Raw genomic sequence first — 17,732 nt, forward strand, 5'->3', positions numbered from 1 at the left:
TCAGTTACAGGAATGAGCGGGGGAGTCAGCCGGCTTCGGCGGCTGTGGCGACGCCGAGGCGTTCCAGCAGCCCGGCGCGTACCTCCGCGAAGCGGGGGTCGGTGATGTCGCGCGGGCGGTCCAGGTCGACCGTCGTCTCGTGGGCGATGACGCCGCCGTCCATCACCAGGACGCGGTCGGCGAGCAGCACCGCCTCCTCGACGTCATGCGTGACCAGCAGAACGGCGCAACCACGCCGCTGCCACAGCTCGCCCACCAGGCGCTGGGCCTTGATACGGGTCAGCGCGTCGAGCGCGCCGAACGGCTCGTCGAGCAGCAGCAGATCCGGTTCGCGCACCAGGGCCCGAGCCAGGGATGCACGCTGGGCCTCGCCGCCGGAGAGGGTCTTCGGCCAGGCGTCCGAGCGGTGCGCCAGGCCGACCTCCTCCAACGCCTTTTCGGCGACGGTGCGTTCGGGCTTGCCGGGCAGCCCGAGCAGCACATTGCGCCACACCTTCTTCCACGGCATCAGCCGGGGCGCCTGGAAGGCGACCGCCTTGCGGCGCGGGACGAGGACGGTGCCCTCGATGTCGCGGTCGAGGCCGGCGAGGATGCGCAGCAGGGTCGACTTGCCGCAGCCGCTGCGGCCCAGCAGAGCCACGAACTCGCCCGGTCGTACATCGAGTTGCAGGCGCTCGATGACGGCGCGCTCATCGAAGGAGCGGGTGAGCCCCTCGACGCGGACGGCCGAGGCGGGGGCCGGGGCCCTTTCGGCGCCGGTCGTCACCGGCCCGTGAACGTCGGTCGCCATTGCAGCAGCAGCCTTTCGAGGGAGCGGACGATGAAGTCGGCGAGCAGACCGAAGAAGGCGTAGACGATCAGGCAGACCACGATCACGTCGGTCCGCAGGAAGTCCCGCGCCTGCACCATGAGGAAGCCGATCCCGGCGTCCGCGTTGACCTGCTCGGCGAACACGAGGGCGAGCCAGGCGATGCCGAGGGAGTAGCGCAGACCGGTCATCGCGCCGGGCAACGCGCCCGGCAGGACGACATGCCGGACGAGCCCCCACCGGGAGAGCCCCAGGGACTCCCCGGCCTCGATCAGCTGGGCGTCCACGCCACGGATACCGGCGTAGACGTTGAGGTAGAGCGGAAAGGTCACGCCGAGGGTGATGATGGCGACCTTCGGGGCCTCGCCGATGCCGAACCAGATGATGAACAGCGGAATCAGGCCGACGAACGGGACCGTTCTCAGCATTTGGACGGGCGCGTCCACGAGGTCTTCGCCGATGCGGAACAGCCCGGAGACGAGGGCCAGTCCGGTGCCGATGACGGTGCCGAGCAGCAGACCGGCCGCGACGCGGCGCAGCGAGGTGCCCATCGCGGAGGGCAGGGATCCGTCGGCGACGAGATCGCCCGCGACCTGCGCGATCCTGCCGGGAGAGGCGAGGACGTCGGAGGGCAACGCGCCTGTGCTGCTGAGGAGTTGCCACAGGGCGAGCAGCAGGAGCGGGCTGGAGGTGCGCCGCAGCCAGCGGGGGACGCGGGTGCGGCGAGCGGAGGAGGGGGCGAGGAGTTCCAGCTCGGGCAGGGCCGGCCTATCTGTTGATATAACCGGAATGTCGGACTCGGAGGCGCCGGGTCGGGCATGGCTGATGCTCATGAGTGCTCCACGAGGAGGAGAGCGGCCGGACGGGGACGCACCTCGGCGGCACCGCGTCAGAGAGGGCTCAGACGTGTGGGCAGGGCGGTGCCAAGGCGAGGAAACGAGGGTGAAAGAGAGAGAAGGAGGGCGTCAGCAGCCGCGGCGACACGCGGCAGAGGCCACCCGCAGCAGGTCGATATGACCGCGTGTGGTGAGCAGAGCTGAACGCAACATGCGGTTGAAAGTAGCCAGATGACGCCTTCCAGGTCAACGGCGTCTCGGCAAGTGGACCTCTCGTTTCGCGGGACGAGCCATCAGCTGTGTGTGAGGTCGGTCGTGTGGGTGACGATGGAGGCATGTCCGATGCCTTCAGCACCCGCGTCCTGAATATCGCCACCGGATCCTCGGAGACGGTCTTCGACCTCACCCAAGAATGTCTGACCTTCCTGCGTGAGGTGAGCAGGGGCCAGGACGGCCTCCTGAACGTTTTCGTGCCGCACGCCACGGCCGGCGTGGCGATCATCGAGACGGGCGCCGGCAGTGACGACGACCTCCTGGCCGTCCTGCACACCCTCCTCCCGGCCGACGATCGATGGCAGCACCGCCACGGCAGCCCCGGCCACGGCCGCGACCACGTCCTCCCGGCCCTCGTCCCGCCCCACGCGACCCTGCCGGTCATCGGCGGAGAGCTGAAACTGGGGACCTGGCAGTCGGTGTGCCTGGTGGACACAAATAGGGATAATCCCAACCGTCAGGTGCGGCTGAGCTTCCTGGGCTGATGCACGTGAGGGTGCGGTCGTGACGATTGCGCCGGGTCGCGCTCGCGCCGGGCCGGCGGAGCTGCCGCGCACTGCACTGGTCCTCCCCGCCGAAGCGGGGAGGACCCCAAGCAGGATGGTCGGGCGAGCACCGTGGCTGTCGGAGGAGTCCGTCAGCGGTACCGGATCGCCGGCCGCTTCCACACCACGCGAGGCCCATCGGGACCACACTCCGCAGGCAAGATCACCACCCGAACCTCTTTCGGTACGCAATCCACGCGTCCCCATCGGCTGGAGATCGTACGGGTCAGTCCTCAGTCTGATGCCATGCGAAGCCTGATCGTGCGACATTCAGGGCGAAGCGCAAAGTCAGGCCACACATCCGGTCCACAGGCCCGTGAACCAAGCCCGTGCTGGGCGGCATCGATGATCAGGTAACTCGTCGTCGAATCCGGCAGCTCGAATGGGTGTCCGGCTTGTGCGATCTGCTGTGGGGTGTGGCGGCTGAGCGTGAAGCCAGGGCGACGTCCGTGCGTGTCCGGCAATGCCACGATGCGCAGCGCCCCGGTGCCGGCACTCGTCAGCGTCAGTTGTCGCATCTGGGAGCGGTGCCCCGTCTCCTGGGGGCGCGCGTAGTCAACGGAAAGGTCGCGGATGGTGGAGGAGAAACGGCCGGTGCGTGCCGCGCGGAGACTGTCCGGGTAGGACTCGAGCGGGCCGAGGCCGAACCACTCGGCGCCGTCGACGGGAGCTGCGCCATCGGGCAGATCGAAGCGAATCCCGATCCGCGGCCACACCGTAGGCCAACCGCCAGAAGGCTCGATCTCCACACGCAGCTCGAGTTCGTCGCCCTCGAGCGACCAGACGGACTCCACCATCACCGACAACGCGGAGTTCGCCGCGGAGATCCTGTCGATCGTTCGCAAGGCGTCCCCCGTGCGCTCCATGGACACTCGCCTGCTGGTCAGCCGGTCGAGACCGTCGCGACGCCACAATTCGGCGTGGGAGACCCCGGGGATGCTGGCGTCGCTCTCCTCGACGTTGTCGGACGCGCTTTCGTCGTTGTCGGTGGGGGCACGGAACAGTTCCAGCCGCGGGCCCGCCGCAGCGCGGCCGGCGAGGCGCACGAGGCATCCCTCGGCGAACTCGGCGATTCCGAGCGTCAGCGTTCCGTCGCTCTGCCGCCAGTAGGTTCGCGGTCGGATGCCAGGGGCCGGACGACGCGTCGACCGGTCCAGCTGGGCGGTGGCGACCACATGTCCTGCGCTCGCCCACGGAGTTGCGGCCGCCAGTACCGCGTCAAGGGTGAGCCACGTCTCCGCGTCCGGCGCCACCGGGAGCGGTGGCAGTGGCGCACGCCCCGACTCGCCCGCCGCGACCACGGGCACCTCCAGGTCCCCGGAGGCCACGAGCGTCCCGTCGTGCTCGACGCGCCAGCAAAAGCGCAGGTCGGACGTGTCGGCCGAGTGCCTCAGGTTCGTGATGGCGACCTTGTCACCATCGAAGGTGAAGCGGATCGGCTGCACGACTGCCTTGTACTCGTGGAGGCCGGGAGTCGGGACATCGTTGCTCAGCACCATGCCGTCCATCACGAAGTTGCCGTCGTGGACGATCTCTCCGAAGTCGCCGCCGTACCCGTAGTAGGGCGTACCGTCCGGGGTCGTCGTCAGGATGCCGTGATCGCGCCATTCCCAGACGAATCCGCCGTGCAGCCGCGGATGCCGGTGCACCAGCGCCTCGTACTGGTCGAGCGCTCCGGGCCCGTTGCCCATCGCGTGGGCGTACTCGCACAGCAGGAACGGTTTGGTGCGTTGTCGGGCGCTCTGCGCGGGAGTGCAGTTCAGCAGCGTCGAGCGGGAGCCGTCGGTTCCGATCTGCTCGGTCTCGGACACCGACGCGTACATACGCGAGTAGACGTCCGTGTACTCGCCGGTGTGGTCACCTTCGTAGTGCACAGGTCGTCCGGTGTCGCGGGCGTGGACCCATGCGGACATCGCGGCGAGGTTGCTGCCGGTCCCGGCCTCGTTGCCGAGCGACCAGATCACGACGCTGGGATGGTTCTTGTCCCGTTCGACGGTGCGCTGGATGCGGTCGAGGTACGCTCCACGCCACGCCGGGTCGTCGCTCGGGTTGCCGGCCCAGCCGACTTTGTCGAAGCCGTGCGTCTCCAGATCGCATTCGAGGACGACCCAGAATCCGAGTTCGTCGGCAAGGTCGAGCAGCCGTGGATGCGGTGGGTAGTGGCTGGTGCGGATCGCGTTCACGTTGAACCGCTTCATACGGGTCAGGTCTTCGCGGGCGTGCTCCTCGTCGAAGACGCGGCCGCGCTCGGGGTGGGCCTCGTGGCGGTTCATCCCGTGGAAGACGACGCGGCGGCCGTTGACCAGGAACTGGTCGCCGCGGATCTCGACCGTACGGAAGCCCGTACGCAGGGCGATGCGCTCTGCCGCTGTCGACACGGTGACGTCGTACAGTCGAGGCCGCTCGGCGGACCAGGGCTCCACGTCGGCGACGTCGAGCGGGGCGATGTCGGCCGCGGTGGCCCAGACCTTCTCGATGCCGAGTTCGGGGATGCGCAGGGTGACCGGGAACGCCGCCGCGTCGGCGGTGATCTCCGGGGCGACGTGTCCGTGCCCGTCCTCGAAACCGGTCCGCAGCCAGACGTCCTCGATGCCTCCGGCCGGTCGGGCGATCAGGGTGACATCGCGGAAGATGCCCGGCAGCCACCACTGGTCCTGGTCCTCCAGGTAGCTGGCCGCCGACCACTGGTGCACCCGTACGGCGACGATGTTGTCGCCCGGTCGTACCGGCGACGTCACGTCGAATTCGTGGGCGAGCCGGCTACCGCTGGCGCTGCCGATCTCGACGCCGTTCACCCACACCTTGAAGAGCGACTCGACGCCGTCGAACCGGAGCACGACGCGCTCGGCGTCCGACCAGTCGGCGGGTATGTCGAAATGGCGGCGGTAGTCGCCGGTGGGGTTCTCGTCGGGGGCGTGGGGTGGGTCGATCGGGAACGGAAACTGCACGTTCGTGTAGATCGGCCGGCCGTAGGCTCCGTCGCCCTGGAGCACCCAGTGGGAGGGCACCGGGATGCTGTCCCAGCCGCTGTCGTCGAAGCCTTCGGTCGCGAAATCCTCCGCCACCGGTGCCGTCGGCGACAGGCGAAAGCGCCATGACCCGTTCAGCGAACGACGGGGGGCGTCGGAGTGCAGCCACGAGCGCGCCGGGCGAAGCGCGCCACGCCCTGGTGCGGTGTCCGAAACATATGTGGAAAATTCGGAGGGCAAGAGGTCACACACTTTCTGGGTGGCAAAGGGGGATTGGGGCGCCGGTCGTAGGTGTCTACCGGACCACGACCGTGCGGATCTCCCAGGGGCCGAGGGCCAGTTCGAGCCCGTCCGCGGCCGGCGTCTCGCCCAGCGGTCGGCCGAGCAGGTCGACCGTGGTGGCTTCGGTGAACGCGCCGGTCACGCGGACTGTTGATCCGGTGTCGCTCATCGCGGCCAGCCGCACCTCGGTGCCGGCACCGCGTTCGTGGTCGGTGGTGCGGCGGATGCTCGAGACGAGGACGTCCTTGCCGTCGACCCGTATGCCGGTCACGTCGGGGGGCAGCCGGACGCCCACGGGCGCGGTCCCGCGGGCGACGAGTACGTCGTTGCGGAACTCTTCGGCGAGAGCGACCGCGTTCGCGCCCTGCCAGCCGGTGGCCGAGGGCACGACGGCGAAACGGTTCTCGATCCGCATACCGAGGTCCTGTGCACCGGGTGCGGGGATCTCGCTCGCCGCGGGCTCGTCACGCAGGGGATGGATGTTGACGCTGATCGAGCCGATCGCGCGCAGCAAGGTGATGGCGAGCTCGGAGCCGTCGTCGACGAGTTCATACTCGCCGGAGTGGTCGAGCAGGACGTTGGCGGCGCCGGCCGACACGAAGGAACTCGCAGGGAAGGTCGGGATCGGGTATTCGCCCCAGCCGCCCTCGGCGGTGAGCCCACGCTCGGTGACGGCGAACTGCCCGGCGGACGCGGACACGGTCGTCGGTTCGGGCAGCGGCACGTGGAAGCGCAGCCGGTGGTCGGCGGACTGGTTCAGGAACGACGTGGAGAGGCGTACGAACGGCTCACCCGCGCGCACTTCCACGAGCATCTCCACCGGGGTCGGCACGGTCCGGTCGCTGCGCAGGTCACGGTCGGAGGACAGCGCGATGGGCCACTCGTAGAGGCGGGTGACACGCACCCTCGAACGCAGCGGGCCGCTCTCGAGGAGCTCGACGGCGATCTGTGTCGGCTCCGACACGAGCACGTCCTGGGCTGGGGGAGCGTAGTTGTAGCTGTCGCCGCGGTCACCGCCGTCGACGAGGCGGCCGACTCCGTGCAGCACCGTACCGTCGGCCCCGGTCACGTCCAGAGTGCCGTCGGCGGCGATCGCGACCTCGACCATTCCGTTGGACAGCGCGCGGGCCGTCCCCGTCGCGGGCGGGAGCGTCGTCGAGCGCGCGGCAGGCCGGTCGCTCGGGTCGACCCGGAAACTCGCGAGCCCTGAGGCGGGGACTTCCACCGGCACCAGCGCGGTGGCCCGGGCCTCCTCCAGCGTCAGCACCCGCCACTCACCCGGATGCGCCACAGCCGCGGCGGCCACCTCGCGGCGCAGGATCAGCAGGTCGAACGATCCGCGGATCGGCACCTCGGCGAGGTGGAAGACGAGCGAGCCCGGAGTGAGTTCGTAGTGGTCGATCAGCCGGCCGAACAGCTCGCGGCGGTGGATGCGGCGCAGCACCCGCTCAAGCTGTGAGGCGTCCATGCGCTCATCGCTGAGCACGGTTGGGGCCTCGGAGATGAGCTGTACGGGATGCGCCGAGCCGTTGGCGGCGATCGCGACCAGCGCGGATCCCTCGGGCGGGGCGACGACATCCACCTCGACCAGCGCCGTACGCGGGAAGGGCAGGGGGTTGACGGCCAGATAGCCGTCGCTGGGCACCAGCGCGGCGGGCTCGGCCAGGGCCGCGTCCCGGACCGCGCGCGCGGTCTGCGCGGCCTCGGCCAGACGCGCTTCGACCTGATCGCAGGTCTCGTCGGTGCCGGAACCCACGACCGAATCGTGCGCGGACGACTCGATGACCTTGTGCCACGCGAGCGAGAGAAACGGTGAGTCGTCGCGCCGGGACCACAGAGCGTTCACCCGCTCGGCGTGGTCGATGGTGCGCTCGGCGGCGGCCATCCGCTGCTTCAGCCCGAGCCGCACGGAGAGCACACCCGGGAGGATGTTGCCGCGCACATGGCTGCGCAGCTCACCGGTGACGACGGCGGAGACCTCGTCGCGCACGTGCTCCCGGATGTACTCGGCGAGCGTGGCGATGGTGATGGCGCGGTCCTCGCTGGAGGCGCGCCGCAGCCAGGAGGCGAGGTGCGGGTCGGGCGCGTGGTGGTCGGTGCCGGCCATCGCCAGCACCGGGTCGTCACCCCACCGTTCGGCGGTCATCTCCGCGTACTCGCCGAGCGCGCGGCCGATCTGGTCGGGCACCAGCAGGACGTCGAGGCCGTTGTCGTAGCCGTCGAACAGGAACTCGGTGCGCACTTCGGAGCCGTCCGGAGCGCGCCAGCGGAAGGCGTGACCGTCGACGGAGCCGGGCACACCGCGCCACAACGCCGCATGCTCGATGCCGGCACGCACCAGGATCTGCGGCATCTGCGCGACATGGCCGAACATGTCCGGCAGGTAGCCGATGGGCATCGAGCCGCCGAGTTCCGCCGCGGCCGCCCATCCCATCTGCAGGTTGCGCACGATGGTTTCGCCAGAGCAGAGGAACTCGTCGAGCAGAATGAGCCACGGCCCGATCGCGAGCCGGCCGCTGGTGACCAGGGCCACGATGCGATCGCGGTTCTCCGGCCGCATCTGAAGATAGTCCTCGATCGCGGCCATCTGCCCGTCGACGGTGAACCGGAAGTCCGGGTCGGCCTCGGCCGTCTCCAGCACGGTGTCGAGAGCGGTGACAAGCCGGTGCCGGAACACCTGGAAAGGCTCATACCATTCCCGGTCCCAGTGGAAATGGGGCACGAAGACGGCGGAGTTCTGCATGGCGAAAGGGACCTTCTGTGCTGGCGGGGGGTGGCCGAACGAAGTACGAGGCGCGCGGTCACTTGAGGGAACCGGCGGCGAGCCCGGTGCGCCAGAACCGCTGGAGGAGGACGAACACGATGATCACGGGCACGATCGAGACCAGCGAGCCGGTGATCACCGATTCCTGCAGGAGTGGGGCACGGGCGGTCTGACCGTTCCACTCGTAAAGGCCGAGCGTGATCGGGAAGAGCGACTCCTTCTGGAGCATCACCATCGGCAGGAAGAAATTGTTCCAGATCGCGACGAACTGGAACAGAAAGATGGTCACCAGCGCCGGTGTCATCAGCTTGAACGCCACCGAGAAGAACGTGCGGAACTCACCGGCGCCGTCCAGGCGCGCGGACTCGATGAGCTCCTGGGGGACGGCGGCGTTGGTGAAGATGCGCGCGAGGTAGACGCCGAACGGGCTGACGATGCTGGGCAGGAACACCGCGAGGTAGGTGTTGACGATCCCGGTCGCCGAGAACAGCAGGAACAGCGGGAGCGCGAGCGCTGTGGTGGGCACGAGGACGCCGCCGAGGATGACGGAGAACAGGAACTCGCGCCCCCGGAACGGGAACTTGGCGAGCGCGTAGCCGCACAGCGCGGAGATGAGGGTTCCTACGGCCGCGCCCAGCACCGCGTAGACGACGGTGTTCAGGGCCCATCGCCCGAAGATGCCGTCGCTGCGGGTGAACAGGGTGTGGAGGTTGTCGAACAGGTTGAAGTGAGAGAACGCGAGACCGTTGGTGGAGGCGAGTTCGCCCTGCGGTTTGGTCGCCGCCACGATCAGGAAGTAGATCGGCAGCAGGAAGTAGATCGCCAGGAGGAACATCACGGCCATGGCGGCCGTGCGGCTGGCGCGGCTTTCGCGGATGGCGGGTCGGTTGCTCACAGGCCGGCCTTCTTCGCGGTCAGTCGCATGAACCCGAAGCTCAGGACGAAGGTGATGACGGCGATGACCACGGAGATCGCCGCGGCCTGCTGGTAGTTGTTCCCGGAGGCGACCGCGTACGCCAGCATGTTCGGCGTGAACGTGCTCGAGATGTTCGAGGAAATCTGGCGCAGCACGGCCGGCTCGGCGTAGAGCTGCAAGGTGCCGATGATCGAGAACACCGTGGTGAGAATGATCGACGGCGCGATGATCGGGACCTTGATCTGCCATGCGATCGTCCAGTTGCTCGCACCGTCGATCTTGGCGGCTTCGTAGAGCTCCTGCGGGATCGACTGCAGGGCCGAGAACATGATCAGCATGTTGTAGCCGGTCCAGAGCCAGGTGGAGACGTTCGCCGCCGACCACAACACGGCGCCCGGGCCCAGGAAGTCGGGCTGCAGACCCATGCCCTTCAGCAGGTCGACGACGGGGCTGAGCTGTGGCGAGTAGAGGTACGACCACATGATCGCGGCGATGACACCGGGCACGGCGTACGGCATGAACGCCGTGATGCGGAAGAGCGACTTGAGCTTGAGCAGGGGAGTGTCGAGCAGCAGGGCCATGATCAGCGCGACGAACAGCATGACCGGCACCTGCACGATGCCGAACAGTCCGATGCGCCCGATGCTGGCCCAGAACTCGGCGTTCTGGAACACCTGGACGTACTGTTCCAGACCTCCGAAGGTCGTGTACGACGTGCCGTACTGACCGCCGGTCCGGCGCACGACGAGGAAGCTTTGCCAGAGCGCGTAGCCGACCGGCACCAGGTAGAACAGTACGAACGGGAGGAAGAACGGGATCAGGAACGCGACGACGGTGCCCGCCCGGGGACCGCCGCCGCCCGGACGACGGCCGCGGTCCCTGCTCGGCGCCACCACGCGGGTCGCGCGGGTTGCGATGTCGGTCATGCTGCGGTCACTTGCCCGCCGTGGCCGGGATCGCCTGGTCCTTCATCGACTTCAGCGCGGCGGCCTGGGCGGCTGAAATTGCGCCGGTGAGGGGGCCGTTGCCGGCCGCCGCCTTGGCCATCGCGTCCTGAAGCGCCAGGTTCACCGTCTTCTGCGTGGGCCCCCAGGCGAAGTTGGTGTCGATGTGCTGGGAGGAGTCGGCGAAGACGTCGAAGATCTTCTCGTTGTTGTAGTACGGAACACCCTTCGACAGCGCGGGAAGGGTCAACCCGGCGTTGGCCGCCGGGTAGAGGCCGCCCAGCTTGTTCTCCAGCGCGAGGGCTTCCGGGTCGGTGTTCAGCCAGGTGTTGAACTTGACCGACTCGTACAGGTGCTTGTCGCCCTTCATGAACGCGACGGTCGATCCGCCCCAGTCGCCGGACGCGTCGTTCGAGCCCCACGTCGGCATCGGGACGATGGTCCACTTGCCGGCCTGCTTGGGCAGGTTGTCGCGGAACATGCTGTAGCCCCAGGCGGCGCCGACGTAGGTGGCGATCTGGTCTTTCAGGTAGGCGGCGTACATCTGGGTCGAACCGTGGGCGAGGTCGGTGCGCACGAGCTTGGCGTTGATCAGCTTCTGCCAGTACTCCGCGACCTGCTTGCTCTGCTCCGATTCGACGGTGACGTGCCACTTGCCGCCGGAGTAGCTGTACATCTCGGCTTTGTTCTGCCAGAGGAGCCCATTGAACCACTCGGCGTTGTTCGGGTCGAAGAACGTGATGCTGAGGTCGGGGTCCGCCTTGTGCAGCTTCTGGGCGTCCGCCGCGTACTCGTCCCAGGTCTTCGGGATCGCCAGGCCGTACTTCTTGAAGATGTCGCTGCGCACGTAGAGGGCCATCGGGCCGGTGTCCTGCGGGAGAGCGAACACTCCGGTGCCGCCGAAGCTGGTCTGGGACCACGTCCACGGCACGAACTTCGATTTGGCCGCGGTGGCCTCCGAGCAGGCCGAGGCGTCCACGAAGGCGTCCTGTGTGCGCAGGCTGGGGAGCTCGTCGTAGCCGACCTGGGCGAGTTCCGGTGCCTTGCCCGCCTTGAGGGCGTTGCCCAGGGTGCCGTACTGGTCGTTGGAGATGTTCTTCGTCTCGACCTGGATGTTCGGGTTCTTCTTGTTCCACAGGGCGACGACCTGGTCCATGCCCGGAACGGTGTTCCAGTACTGGAGGGTGACCTTGCCCTTCGCGGGCGTGCAGGAGGCTGCCGTTGCCTTACCCGACGGGGCGGGAGACGAGCATCCGGCGAGTACGGCGACACTGGCTGTTGCGGCGACGGTGGCGAGGCGGATGCGCGTGACTGTGCGGCTCATATTTTCCGTTCCAGAGAACGACTAGCGACGGCGCTATGCGATGGCTTCGGGTTGGAAGGGGTGGGACGCCTCGGTGTCGGTTCGAGCGCCGAGCGCCGTGGCGAAAGTGGGCAGAACCATGTAATTTGTCTCCGTGAGCGTTCCCGTGAACGTTCACGGCGGATTGAATGTTCGGAAGTGTGCGCTCTGGTCGGGCGGAGTGTCAAGGCATTCGAAGTCACACGGGAATCTGGCAGGTCAAGCGGACGTGCACAGCCGCGGCCCGGCTCGGACGACGGGACGTCGGCCGCGAGCGCGCTGACCAGCCGCCGTGCGACCTGCCCGCTGAGGTGTCCCCTCGAGGGCGACACCTCACCGCGCGGGCCCGGGCATACTCGGACCCTTGCGAAAGGCATCTGTGTCGTCTGATGTGTGGAGGTGAGTGATAGTGCCGTCGGGGACCGAGTCCCGCAGGGTGACGATCCACGATGTCGCCCGCGCTGCCGGGGTGTCCCGGCAGACAGTGTCACGCGCGCTGAACGACAAAGGGGAGATCGACGACTCCACCAAGCAGCGTGTGCTCGACGCGGCCCTGGCGCTGGGATACCGTCCGAGCCGGTTCGCCAGAGGGCTGGTGCGCCAGGACACGATCAGCGTCGGTCTCGTGATCCCTGATCTGCTCAACCCGTTCTTCACCGAGGTTGCCGTTGCGGCACTGGAAGCGGCGCGGGCCCGTGGCTGGCACGTTGTCGTCTACGACACCGCGGACAGTGCGGAAGAGGAGCTCGGCACGCTCCAGATGGTCACCTCCCAGGTGGACGCCGTGGTCGGCTACTTCAGCCGGCCCGAGGGCGAGATCGAGCAGGTGACCCGCGGCCTCCCGGTGGTGCTCATCGACCGTGAAGACGGTACCGAACGGTTCAGCTCCATCCGGATCGATGGGAGGGACGGCGTCGAGGCGGCCATTTCACACTTCGTTGAGTCGGGTCACCGGCGTATCGGCATGCTCGATCACGATGCTCGGACCGAGCCGAGCCTCCGCCACGCGTGGTTCGCCGACGCGATGGCCGCCTGCGGTCTCGAGGAAGGACCAGTGTGCCGTGCGGATCAGAGTGTGGAGGGCGGCGAAGGCGCACTGGAGAACCTGCTCACCGAACACCCCGATGTGACCGCTGTCTTCACCTTCAACGACACCATCGCCATCGGCGCGCTGCGTGGGGCGCGCCGGCTCGGACGCCAGGTTCCCCGGGACCTCTCCGTGATCGGCTTCGACGGAGTGCGGCTCGGCACGCTTGTCGAGCCTCGGCTGTCCAGCGTGGCTCTCGACACCCGCAAGCTCGGGGCACTCGCCGTCGAACAGGCCGCCCGTCTGCTGACCGGCAGTAGTCCGCTCGGTCCGGATGACCTGGTGGTACGGGCGGAACTGCGGCTCCGTGAGTCCGCGTAAGGCCACGTTTGCGTACGCGGGGAACGGAGCCCCCGCGTCGGCGGGGAGGAGGCGCTCGTCGCCTCCGACAACCCTCACTACGACGGAACACTCTCGCGCCGGCGACGAGGAAAGGACCCCCGGCCGCCCCACCGCCGCACAGCTGACGGCCGCCGCCTCGGGGCCCGGCAAGCTCGTTTTCTGGCCGGGCCCGCTGTGTTCAGGAGGGCAGGGTCCAGCTCTGGTTGGCCGCTCCGGTGCACGACCAGATCTGCAGCCGGGTGCCGTTGGCCGAACTGGGCCCGGTCGCATCCAGGCACTTGCCCGACTGCGGATTGACCAGGGAGCCGCCCCCTCCGGGTTGCCAGAGCTGTGAGCCGGTGCCGTTGCAGTCGTACAGCTGCACCTTGGTGCCGTCGGCGGTGCCGGCCGAGGTCACGTCCATGCACTTGCCGAGTGCGGTGAGCGTGCCGGCGCTGCCCACGGTCCAGTTCTGCGCGGCGGTGCCGTTGCAGTCGTAGAGCTGGACGGCCGTGCCGTTGGCGGTGTTCGCGCCCGCGACGTCGACGCACTTGCCGCCGTACCCGTGGATGGGACCGGTGGCGCCGGTGGGCGGTGTGACCGGGCCGGACTGCCCGGCCGCCCACTTGATCTCCTGCAGGAGCAGCTGGTTCTGCTGGGCGCTCGCGAACGTCGAGGACAGCGTGGTGTTGGTCGAGTAGTCCATCGCGTTGTGGCCGAAGTTGTTGTAGACCATCCGGTAGTGGCGGTTGGACCACACGATCGGGTAATAGCCGCTGTACCACGTCTGGTTGGGGTCGGTGCCGACCGGGAAGGTGGACGGGTCCAGCGAGGCCAGGATGTCGATGTCCGGGTTCTGCCGCAGGTCGTTCTGCCAGCTGTACCACTCGCTGACCGAAGACGTGATCGTGGCGGGCAGACCTGCGGTCGCCGGGTGGCCGGCATCCTCGATCCGGAGCGTCTCGGAGGTCGGCCCCCAGGAGTTGCTCCGGAACGTCCCTGTGCCGAGGAACGTGTTGTGGTACCAGGGCCAGTCACTCGTGTCGTCGTTGTACGCCGAGACGTGGAAGCCGATGAAGCCGCCGCCGTTGGTGACGTACGTCTGGAAGGCGGACTTCTGTGCGGCGGTGCGCGGGTAGTCGTCGAGGAACATGACGACCTGGTAGTTGGCCAGGTTCGCGGTGTTCAGCTGGCTCCAGTCGGTCGTCGCGGTGTAGGTGAACCCGTTCTGCGCGCCGGCTTGCGGGAACCACGCGTTGGCCTCGTGGTCGAAGCTGATGTGCGCCGCGTCGTAGGTGCCGTCGTAGAAGGCGATCACCTTGAAGGGCGTGGCGGCGTGGGCGCTGTACGCGGGTGCGGCCTGGACGCCGAGGAGTACCGCGAACAGGGCGAGCAGTCTCAAGAGGACGCAATGCAAGGGAGCTTGGGTGCGGGAGGGCATTATGCGGGGACCTTCCTCGGGCGCGACCGTGGGGAGCCGTGCTGTGGTGTGCCGCAGTGCGAAATGTTGAGAGCGTACATGCCAACTCTGGTCTAGGCCAAGCGTCTCCGGACGTGTCAGTACCTCAGCCGCCGTACGTCGTCACCATGGCCGACTTCGGCGTGCCGGAGGCGTCGGCCCGGAAAGTTCCTGACGGCGATGGACGGCTACAAGCAGCCTGATCCGGAGATGGCAGTCGTCCTGTCGGCGATCAAGGCGACCGTCAAGGGCGGCAGCATCGGCAAACTGAGGGAGCGCCCGCGCGGCGGCGGATGACGCCCGGCTGGCGGCGGCCGACCCTCGCCCGGTCTGCATGGCGACCCGACATCCGCGCCGCTGTCATCTCCCGGGCCCGCGTCAACATGCACCGCAAGATGCTCGCCCTCGCCGCGGCCAACGGGCGGTATCCTGTGGCGGTTCTGTCCGGCTGCGCAGTCTACGCCGCCGACGGCCCAGCCCGCTCGACGTCCTGCCCCACCAGGACGGCAAGACCGTGCCCGGCAGCTTCCGGCTCGGCGTCTTGCCGAGGATGGTCAAGCGCGAAGGCACCCCTGAGCACCCTGTGGGCCGAGGAGGTGCACGAGGGGCGTTGCCAGGACCTCAATCATGAGTCCGGTGCCGGTGTGAGCTTGCCGGTGGTGGACCGTGGGTCACGTCCGCGTGCGTGGCGTCTCGGGCCGTCTGCGGCCCTCGCCCGCGTGTACTGCTGGACCGAACACGCACAAGCGCGTGGCCGCAGGCTCGCCTGAACGACCAGGCCGAGTCCATGGCTGGGGCCCGGAAGCCGGTCGTGATGCCGGGACTGGTTCTGTACAGACAGATAGGGTGGTGTCGTCTTAACGGAGTTTGGCGGACACGAACAAGGACAACGCCCAGCGCCAGGTGCGGTTGAGCTTCCTCGGGTGAGCTTCGCGCGGGCTTTGGGGTGCCCGGGGTGAGAAGGGCACGTGTCGACCACGTGCAGTGGGGGACTCGGGGTGCGCAGGCAAAGATCCGCACCAGCCGTGGTGCGCCGCGGCTGGGCCGATAGCGCCTGCGTGTAGTCGACCGGAGGAGCCGATGACCGTCGAAACCCCCTGCCCGTCCCTTCCCGCCCCCGCGTGGACCCCACCGGGTGTCTACGAGCCGCAGGAGGACACCTGGCTGCTGACCCGTGCGCTGCGCCGGGAAGAGCTCACCCCCGGGGCGGACGTCCTCGACCTGGGCACCGGCAGCGGCGCCCTGGCCCTGGAGGCCGCACGGCTCGGCGCGCGTGTCACCGCCATCGACATCTCCTGGCGGGCGGTGCTGGCGGCCCGGGTGAACGCGCTGCTCAGCGGGCAGCGCATCAGCGTGCGCCGCGGCGACCTCACGGCGGGCGTGCCCGGACGCCGCTTCGACCTGGTGGTCAGCAATCCGCCGTACGTGCCCTCCCCGGTTGCCGGAAGTCCCCGGGGCGCCGCCCGCGCCTGGGACGCCGGCTGGGACGGGCGGCTGCTTCTGGACCGCATCTGTGACGCCGCGCCCGGGCACCTGCGCCCCAACGGAGTGCTCCTCATGGTGCATTCCGCGCTGTCCGGGGTGGACGAGACCCTGGACCGGCTCGCCTCGGCGGAGCTCAGCGCCCGGGTCACGGATCGCGTGCCCATTCCGTTCGGCCGGGTGCTGCGGTCCCGGCTGGCCTGGCTGCGGCAGCGCGGTCTGCCCGCCGACGACATGGTGGAAGAGCTGGTGGTCGTCCGTGCCGTACGAGAGTGAACGCGTGGTCCGCATCCGGGCCGATCGTGACGGCCCACTACTGGTCGAAGGCCCCGTGGAGGTCACCGGCCCCGACGGCGACACCGTCGTCAGCCGCCGGTTCGTGGTGGCGATCTGCACCTGCCGGCGCAGCCGCACCTACCCATGGTGCGACACCAGCCATCGCCGCCGCGGGAAACCGGCGGACGACCGGGAAACCGGGCCGCAGGAGATGCCGGGTGACCGGGAAACCGGGCGGAGGGAGATGCCGGAGGAGCCGCAAGCGCGGTGCGGAAGGACTCCCGGCGATCAGGACCGGGAACGAAAGGAGACGCGCGCGTGACGACCGGTCGACGTGAACCACGCCAGTTCAGCCCGCCGCTGCCCCTGCCCAGGGGACCGCTCTCGCACGGTGCGGTCAGCGCGCTGCGTGAGCGGGGCAGCCCGCTGTCGCTGGCGTCCCTCGCGGACAGCGACCCGTACGGCGAAGACCTGCAGCTGGCCTTGTACGTCCTGTACGAACTGCACTACCAAGGGTTCGACGGGGTCGACGACGACCATGAGTGGGACCCCGCCCTGCTCACCTTTCGCCGCGCCCTCGAGGACCGTTTCCTGGACGCTCTGCGTGCCGACGTCCCCATCGAGGCCGGCGCGCAGGAGGCCCTGGACGAACTCCAGGTCGAACCCGTCGGCGACGACGGCGGCAGCGTCACCCACTTCCTGCGGAGCGAGGGCGAACTGCGCCACCTCAGGGAGTACGCGGCGCTGCGGTCGCTGTACCACCTCAAGGAGGCCGACCCGCATGCCTGGGTGATCCCCCGGCTGCACGGCAGGGCGAAGGCGGCCATGGTGGCCGTCGAGTTCGACGAGTTCGGGGCGGGACGGGCCGACGAGATCCACGCGGGCCTCTTCGCCGACCTGATGGAGGACCTGGGGCTCAACACGGCCTACGGCTACTACGTGGAGGCCGCGCCCGCGGAGATGCTCGCCACGGTCAACCTCATGTCCCTCCTCGGCCTGCACCGCAGCCTGCGCGGCGCCCTGACCGGCCACTTCGCGGCGGTCGAGGTCACCTCTTCCCCTGGCTCCCGCCGCCTGGCGGAGGCCATGCGCCGGGCGGGCGCGGGCGAGGCCGCCGCCCGCTTCTACGACGAGCACGTGGTGGCGGACGCCGTGCACGAACAGATCGTACGCCATGACGTGATCGGCGGGCTGCTGGAGAGCGAACCCGATCTGGAGGCGGACGTCGTGTTCGGGATCCGGGCCACCGGCTTCCTCGAGGACCTGCTCGGCGCCCTCCTCCTCAAGACATGGCGCGGTGGGGACAGTGCCCTGCGCACGGGGGCACTGGCCGCCTGACGCGTGTGGAATCCCGCCGCGCGGACGGGGAACCCGGTCCGCGACAAGGACAGGGTCACACAAGGACAGGGGCACATCGGGAAGGAGTCG

14 protein-coding genes and 1 pseudogene are annotated in these 17,732 nt (G+C 68.8%); 6 read left to right on the plus strand and 9 right to left on the minus strand.

Translation table 11 applies throughout. From position 1 onward, the window contains the following. Positions 1-25: 25 nt before the first annotated feature. From AB0N14_RS18195 to AB0N14_RS18205, 3 genes are all read right to left on the minus strand, one after another. Positions 26-790, minus strand: coding sequence for an ABC transporter ATP-binding protein (locus AB0N14_RS18195; RefSeq protein WP_366026676.1), 765 nt, complete (start codon positions 788-790; stop codon positions 26-28). Further along, positions 763-1,641 (minus strand): ABC transporter permease, encoded by an 879-nt coding sequence (locus AB0N14_RS18200; RefSeq protein ID WP_366026677.1) that lies wholly within the window; start codon positions 1,639-1,641, stop codon positions 763-765. The genes AB0N14_RS18195 and AB0N14_RS18200 overlap by 28 nt, the downstream gene beginning before the upstream one ends. Positions 1,642-1,773: 132 nt before the next feature. Beyond that, complete coding sequence (locus tag AB0N14_RS18205; protein WP_349817350.1) at positions 1,774-1,857, minus strand: putative leader peptide; 84 nt, start codon at positions 1,855-1,857, stop codon at positions 1,774-1,776. A 122-nt stretch (positions 1,858-1,979) separates the two neighbouring features. Between AB0N14_RS18205 and AB0N14_RS18210 the strand changes: the two genes are divergently transcribed. Further along, positions 1,980-2,402, plus strand: coding sequence for a secondary thiamine-phosphate synthase enzyme YjbQ (locus AB0N14_RS18210; protein WP_366026678.1), 423 nt, complete (start codon positions 1,980-1,982; stop codon positions 2,400-2,402). Positions 2,403-2,695: 293 nt separating this feature from the next. Here the strand turns inward: AB0N14_RS18210 and AB0N14_RS18215 are convergent, their stop codons facing one another. From AB0N14_RS18215 to AB0N14_RS18235, 5 genes are read right to left on the minus strand one after another with little or no spacing between them, the layout of a single operon-like run. Continuing rightward, positions 2,696-5,671, minus strand: a complete 2,976-nt coding sequence (locus AB0N14_RS18215) for a glycoside hydrolase family 2 TIM barrel-domain containing protein (RefSeq protein ID WP_366026679.1) — start codon at positions 5,669-5,671, stop codon at positions 2,696-2,698. A gap of 55 nt (positions 5,672-5,726) precedes the next feature. Beyond that, a complete protein-coding gene (locus AB0N14_RS18220) occupies positions 5,727-8,456 on the minus strand; it encodes an alpha-mannosidase (RefSeq protein WP_366026680.1) in 2,730 nt (909 codons plus the stop codon). 58 nt (positions 8,457-8,514) lie between these two features. Beyond that, positions 8,515-9,321, minus strand: a complete 807-nt coding sequence (locus AB0N14_RS18225) for a carbohydrate ABC transporter permease (RefSeq protein WP_366026812.1) — start codon at positions 9,319-9,321, stop codon at positions 8,515-8,517. A gap of 47 nt (positions 9,322-9,368) precedes the next feature. Next, positions 9,369-10,319: a sugar ABC transporter permease gene (locus AB0N14_RS18230; protein WP_366026681.1), complete on the minus strand. Its 951-nt coding sequence runs from the start codon at positions 10,317-10,319 to the stop codon at positions 9,369-9,371. Between the two features lie 7 nt (positions 10,320-10,326). After that, positions 10,327-11,661, minus strand: coding sequence for an ABC transporter substrate-binding protein (locus AB0N14_RS18235; protein WP_366026682.1), 1,335 nt, complete (start codon positions 11,659-11,661; stop codon positions 10,327-10,329). A gap of 427 nt (positions 11,662-12,088) precedes the next feature. On the opposite strand from AB0N14_RS18235, the gene AB0N14_RS18240 reads away from it, so the two are divergent. After that, on the plus strand, positions 12,089-13,087 hold the full coding sequence (locus AB0N14_RS18240; RefSeq protein ID WP_366026683.1) for a LacI family DNA-binding transcriptional regulator: 999 nt from the start codon (positions 12,089-12,091) through the stop codon (positions 13,085-13,087). 199 nt (positions 13,088-13,286) lie between these two features. On the opposite strand, the gene AB0N14_RS18245 is transcribed toward AB0N14_RS18240, so the two are convergent. Next, positions 13,287-14,528 (minus strand): ThuA domain-containing protein, encoded by a 1,242-nt coding sequence (locus AB0N14_RS18245; protein WP_366026684.1) that lies wholly within the window; start codon positions 14,526-14,528, stop codon positions 13,287-13,289. 134 nt (positions 14,529-14,662) lie between these two features. Here AB0N14_RS18245 and AB0N14_RS18250 point away from each other — a divergent pair. The 4 genes and pseudogenes from AB0N14_RS18250 to AB0N14_RS18265 form a co-directional block, all read left to right on the plus strand. Then, positions 14,663-15,151: pseudogene (locus AB0N14_RS18250) on the plus strand (transcriptional regulator); the annotation flags it as partial. Between the two features lie 475 nt (positions 15,152-15,626). Further along, entirely contained in the window at positions 15,627-16,304 is a 678-nt protein-coding gene (locus AB0N14_RS18255; RefSeq protein ID WP_366026686.1) for a HemK2/MTQ2 family protein methyltransferase, read from the plus strand. Between the two features lie 13 nt (positions 16,305-16,317). Next, positions 16,318-16,626 carry a CDGSH iron-sulfur domain-containing protein gene (locus tag AB0N14_RS18260; RefSeq protein WP_366026813.1) on the plus strand — a complete coding sequence of 103 codons (309 nt, stop codon included), beginning with the start codon at positions 16,318-16,320 and terminating at the stop codon, positions 16,624-16,626. Next, positions 16,623-17,642, plus strand: coding sequence for an iron-containing redox enzyme family protein (locus AB0N14_RS18265; RefSeq protein WP_366026687.1), 1,020 nt, complete (start codon positions 16,623-16,625; stop codon positions 17,640-17,642). Before AB0N14_RS18260 ends, AB0N14_RS18265 begins: the two co-directional genes overlap by 4 nt. Positions 17,643-17,732 lie beyond the last annotated feature (90 nt).

It is taken from the genome of Streptomyces sp. NPDC051104, from assembly GCF_040682835.1.
In the GTDB taxonomy this organism is placed as follows: Bacteria; Actinomycetota; Actinomycetes; order Streptomycetales; family Streptomycetaceae; genus Streptomyces; species Streptomyces cynarae.

Excerpts from the sequence above, each read along its gene's own strand:
- AB0N14_RS18195 (WP_366026676.1), bottom strand. The coding sequence starts at position 790 with ATGGCGACCGACGTTCACGGGCCGGTGACGACCGGCGCCGAAAGGGCC.
- AB0N14_RS18200 (WP_366026677.1), bottom strand. The coding sequence starts at position 1,641 with ATGAGCATCAGCCATGCCCGACCCGGCGCCTCCGAGTCCGACATTCCG.
- AB0N14_RS18205 (WP_349817350.1), bottom strand. The coding sequence starts at position 1,857 with ATGTTGCGTTCAGCTCTGCTCACCACACGCGGTCATATCGACCTGCTG.
- AB0N14_RS18210 (WP_366026678.1), top strand. The coding sequence starts at position 1,980 with ATGTCCGATGCCTTCAGCACCCGCGTCCTGAATATCGCCACCGGATCC.
- AB0N14_RS18220 (WP_366026680.1), bottom strand. The coding sequence starts at position 8,456 with ATGCAGAACTCCGCCGTCTTCGTGCCCCATTTCCACTGGGACCGGGAA.
- AB0N14_RS18225 (WP_366026812.1), bottom strand. The coding sequence starts at position 9,321 with ATGGCCGTGATGTTCCTCCTGGCGATCTACTTCCTGCTGCCGATCTAC.
- AB0N14_RS18230 (WP_366026681.1), bottom strand. The coding sequence starts at position 10,319 with ATGACCGACATCGCAACCCGCGCGACCCGCGTGGTGGCGCCGAGCAGG.
- AB0N14_RS18235 (WP_366026682.1), bottom strand. The coding sequence starts at position 11,661 with ATGAGCCGCACAGTCACGCGCATCCGCCTCGCCACCGTCGCCGCAACA.
- AB0N14_RS18245 (WP_366026684.1), bottom strand. The coding sequence starts at position 14,528 with ATGCCCTCCCGCACCCAAGCTCCCTTGCATTGCGTCCTCTTGAGACTG.
- AB0N14_RS18255 (WP_366026686.1), top strand. The coding sequence starts at position 15,627 with ATGACCGTCGAAACCCCCTGCCCGTCCCTTCCCGCCCCCGCGTGGACC.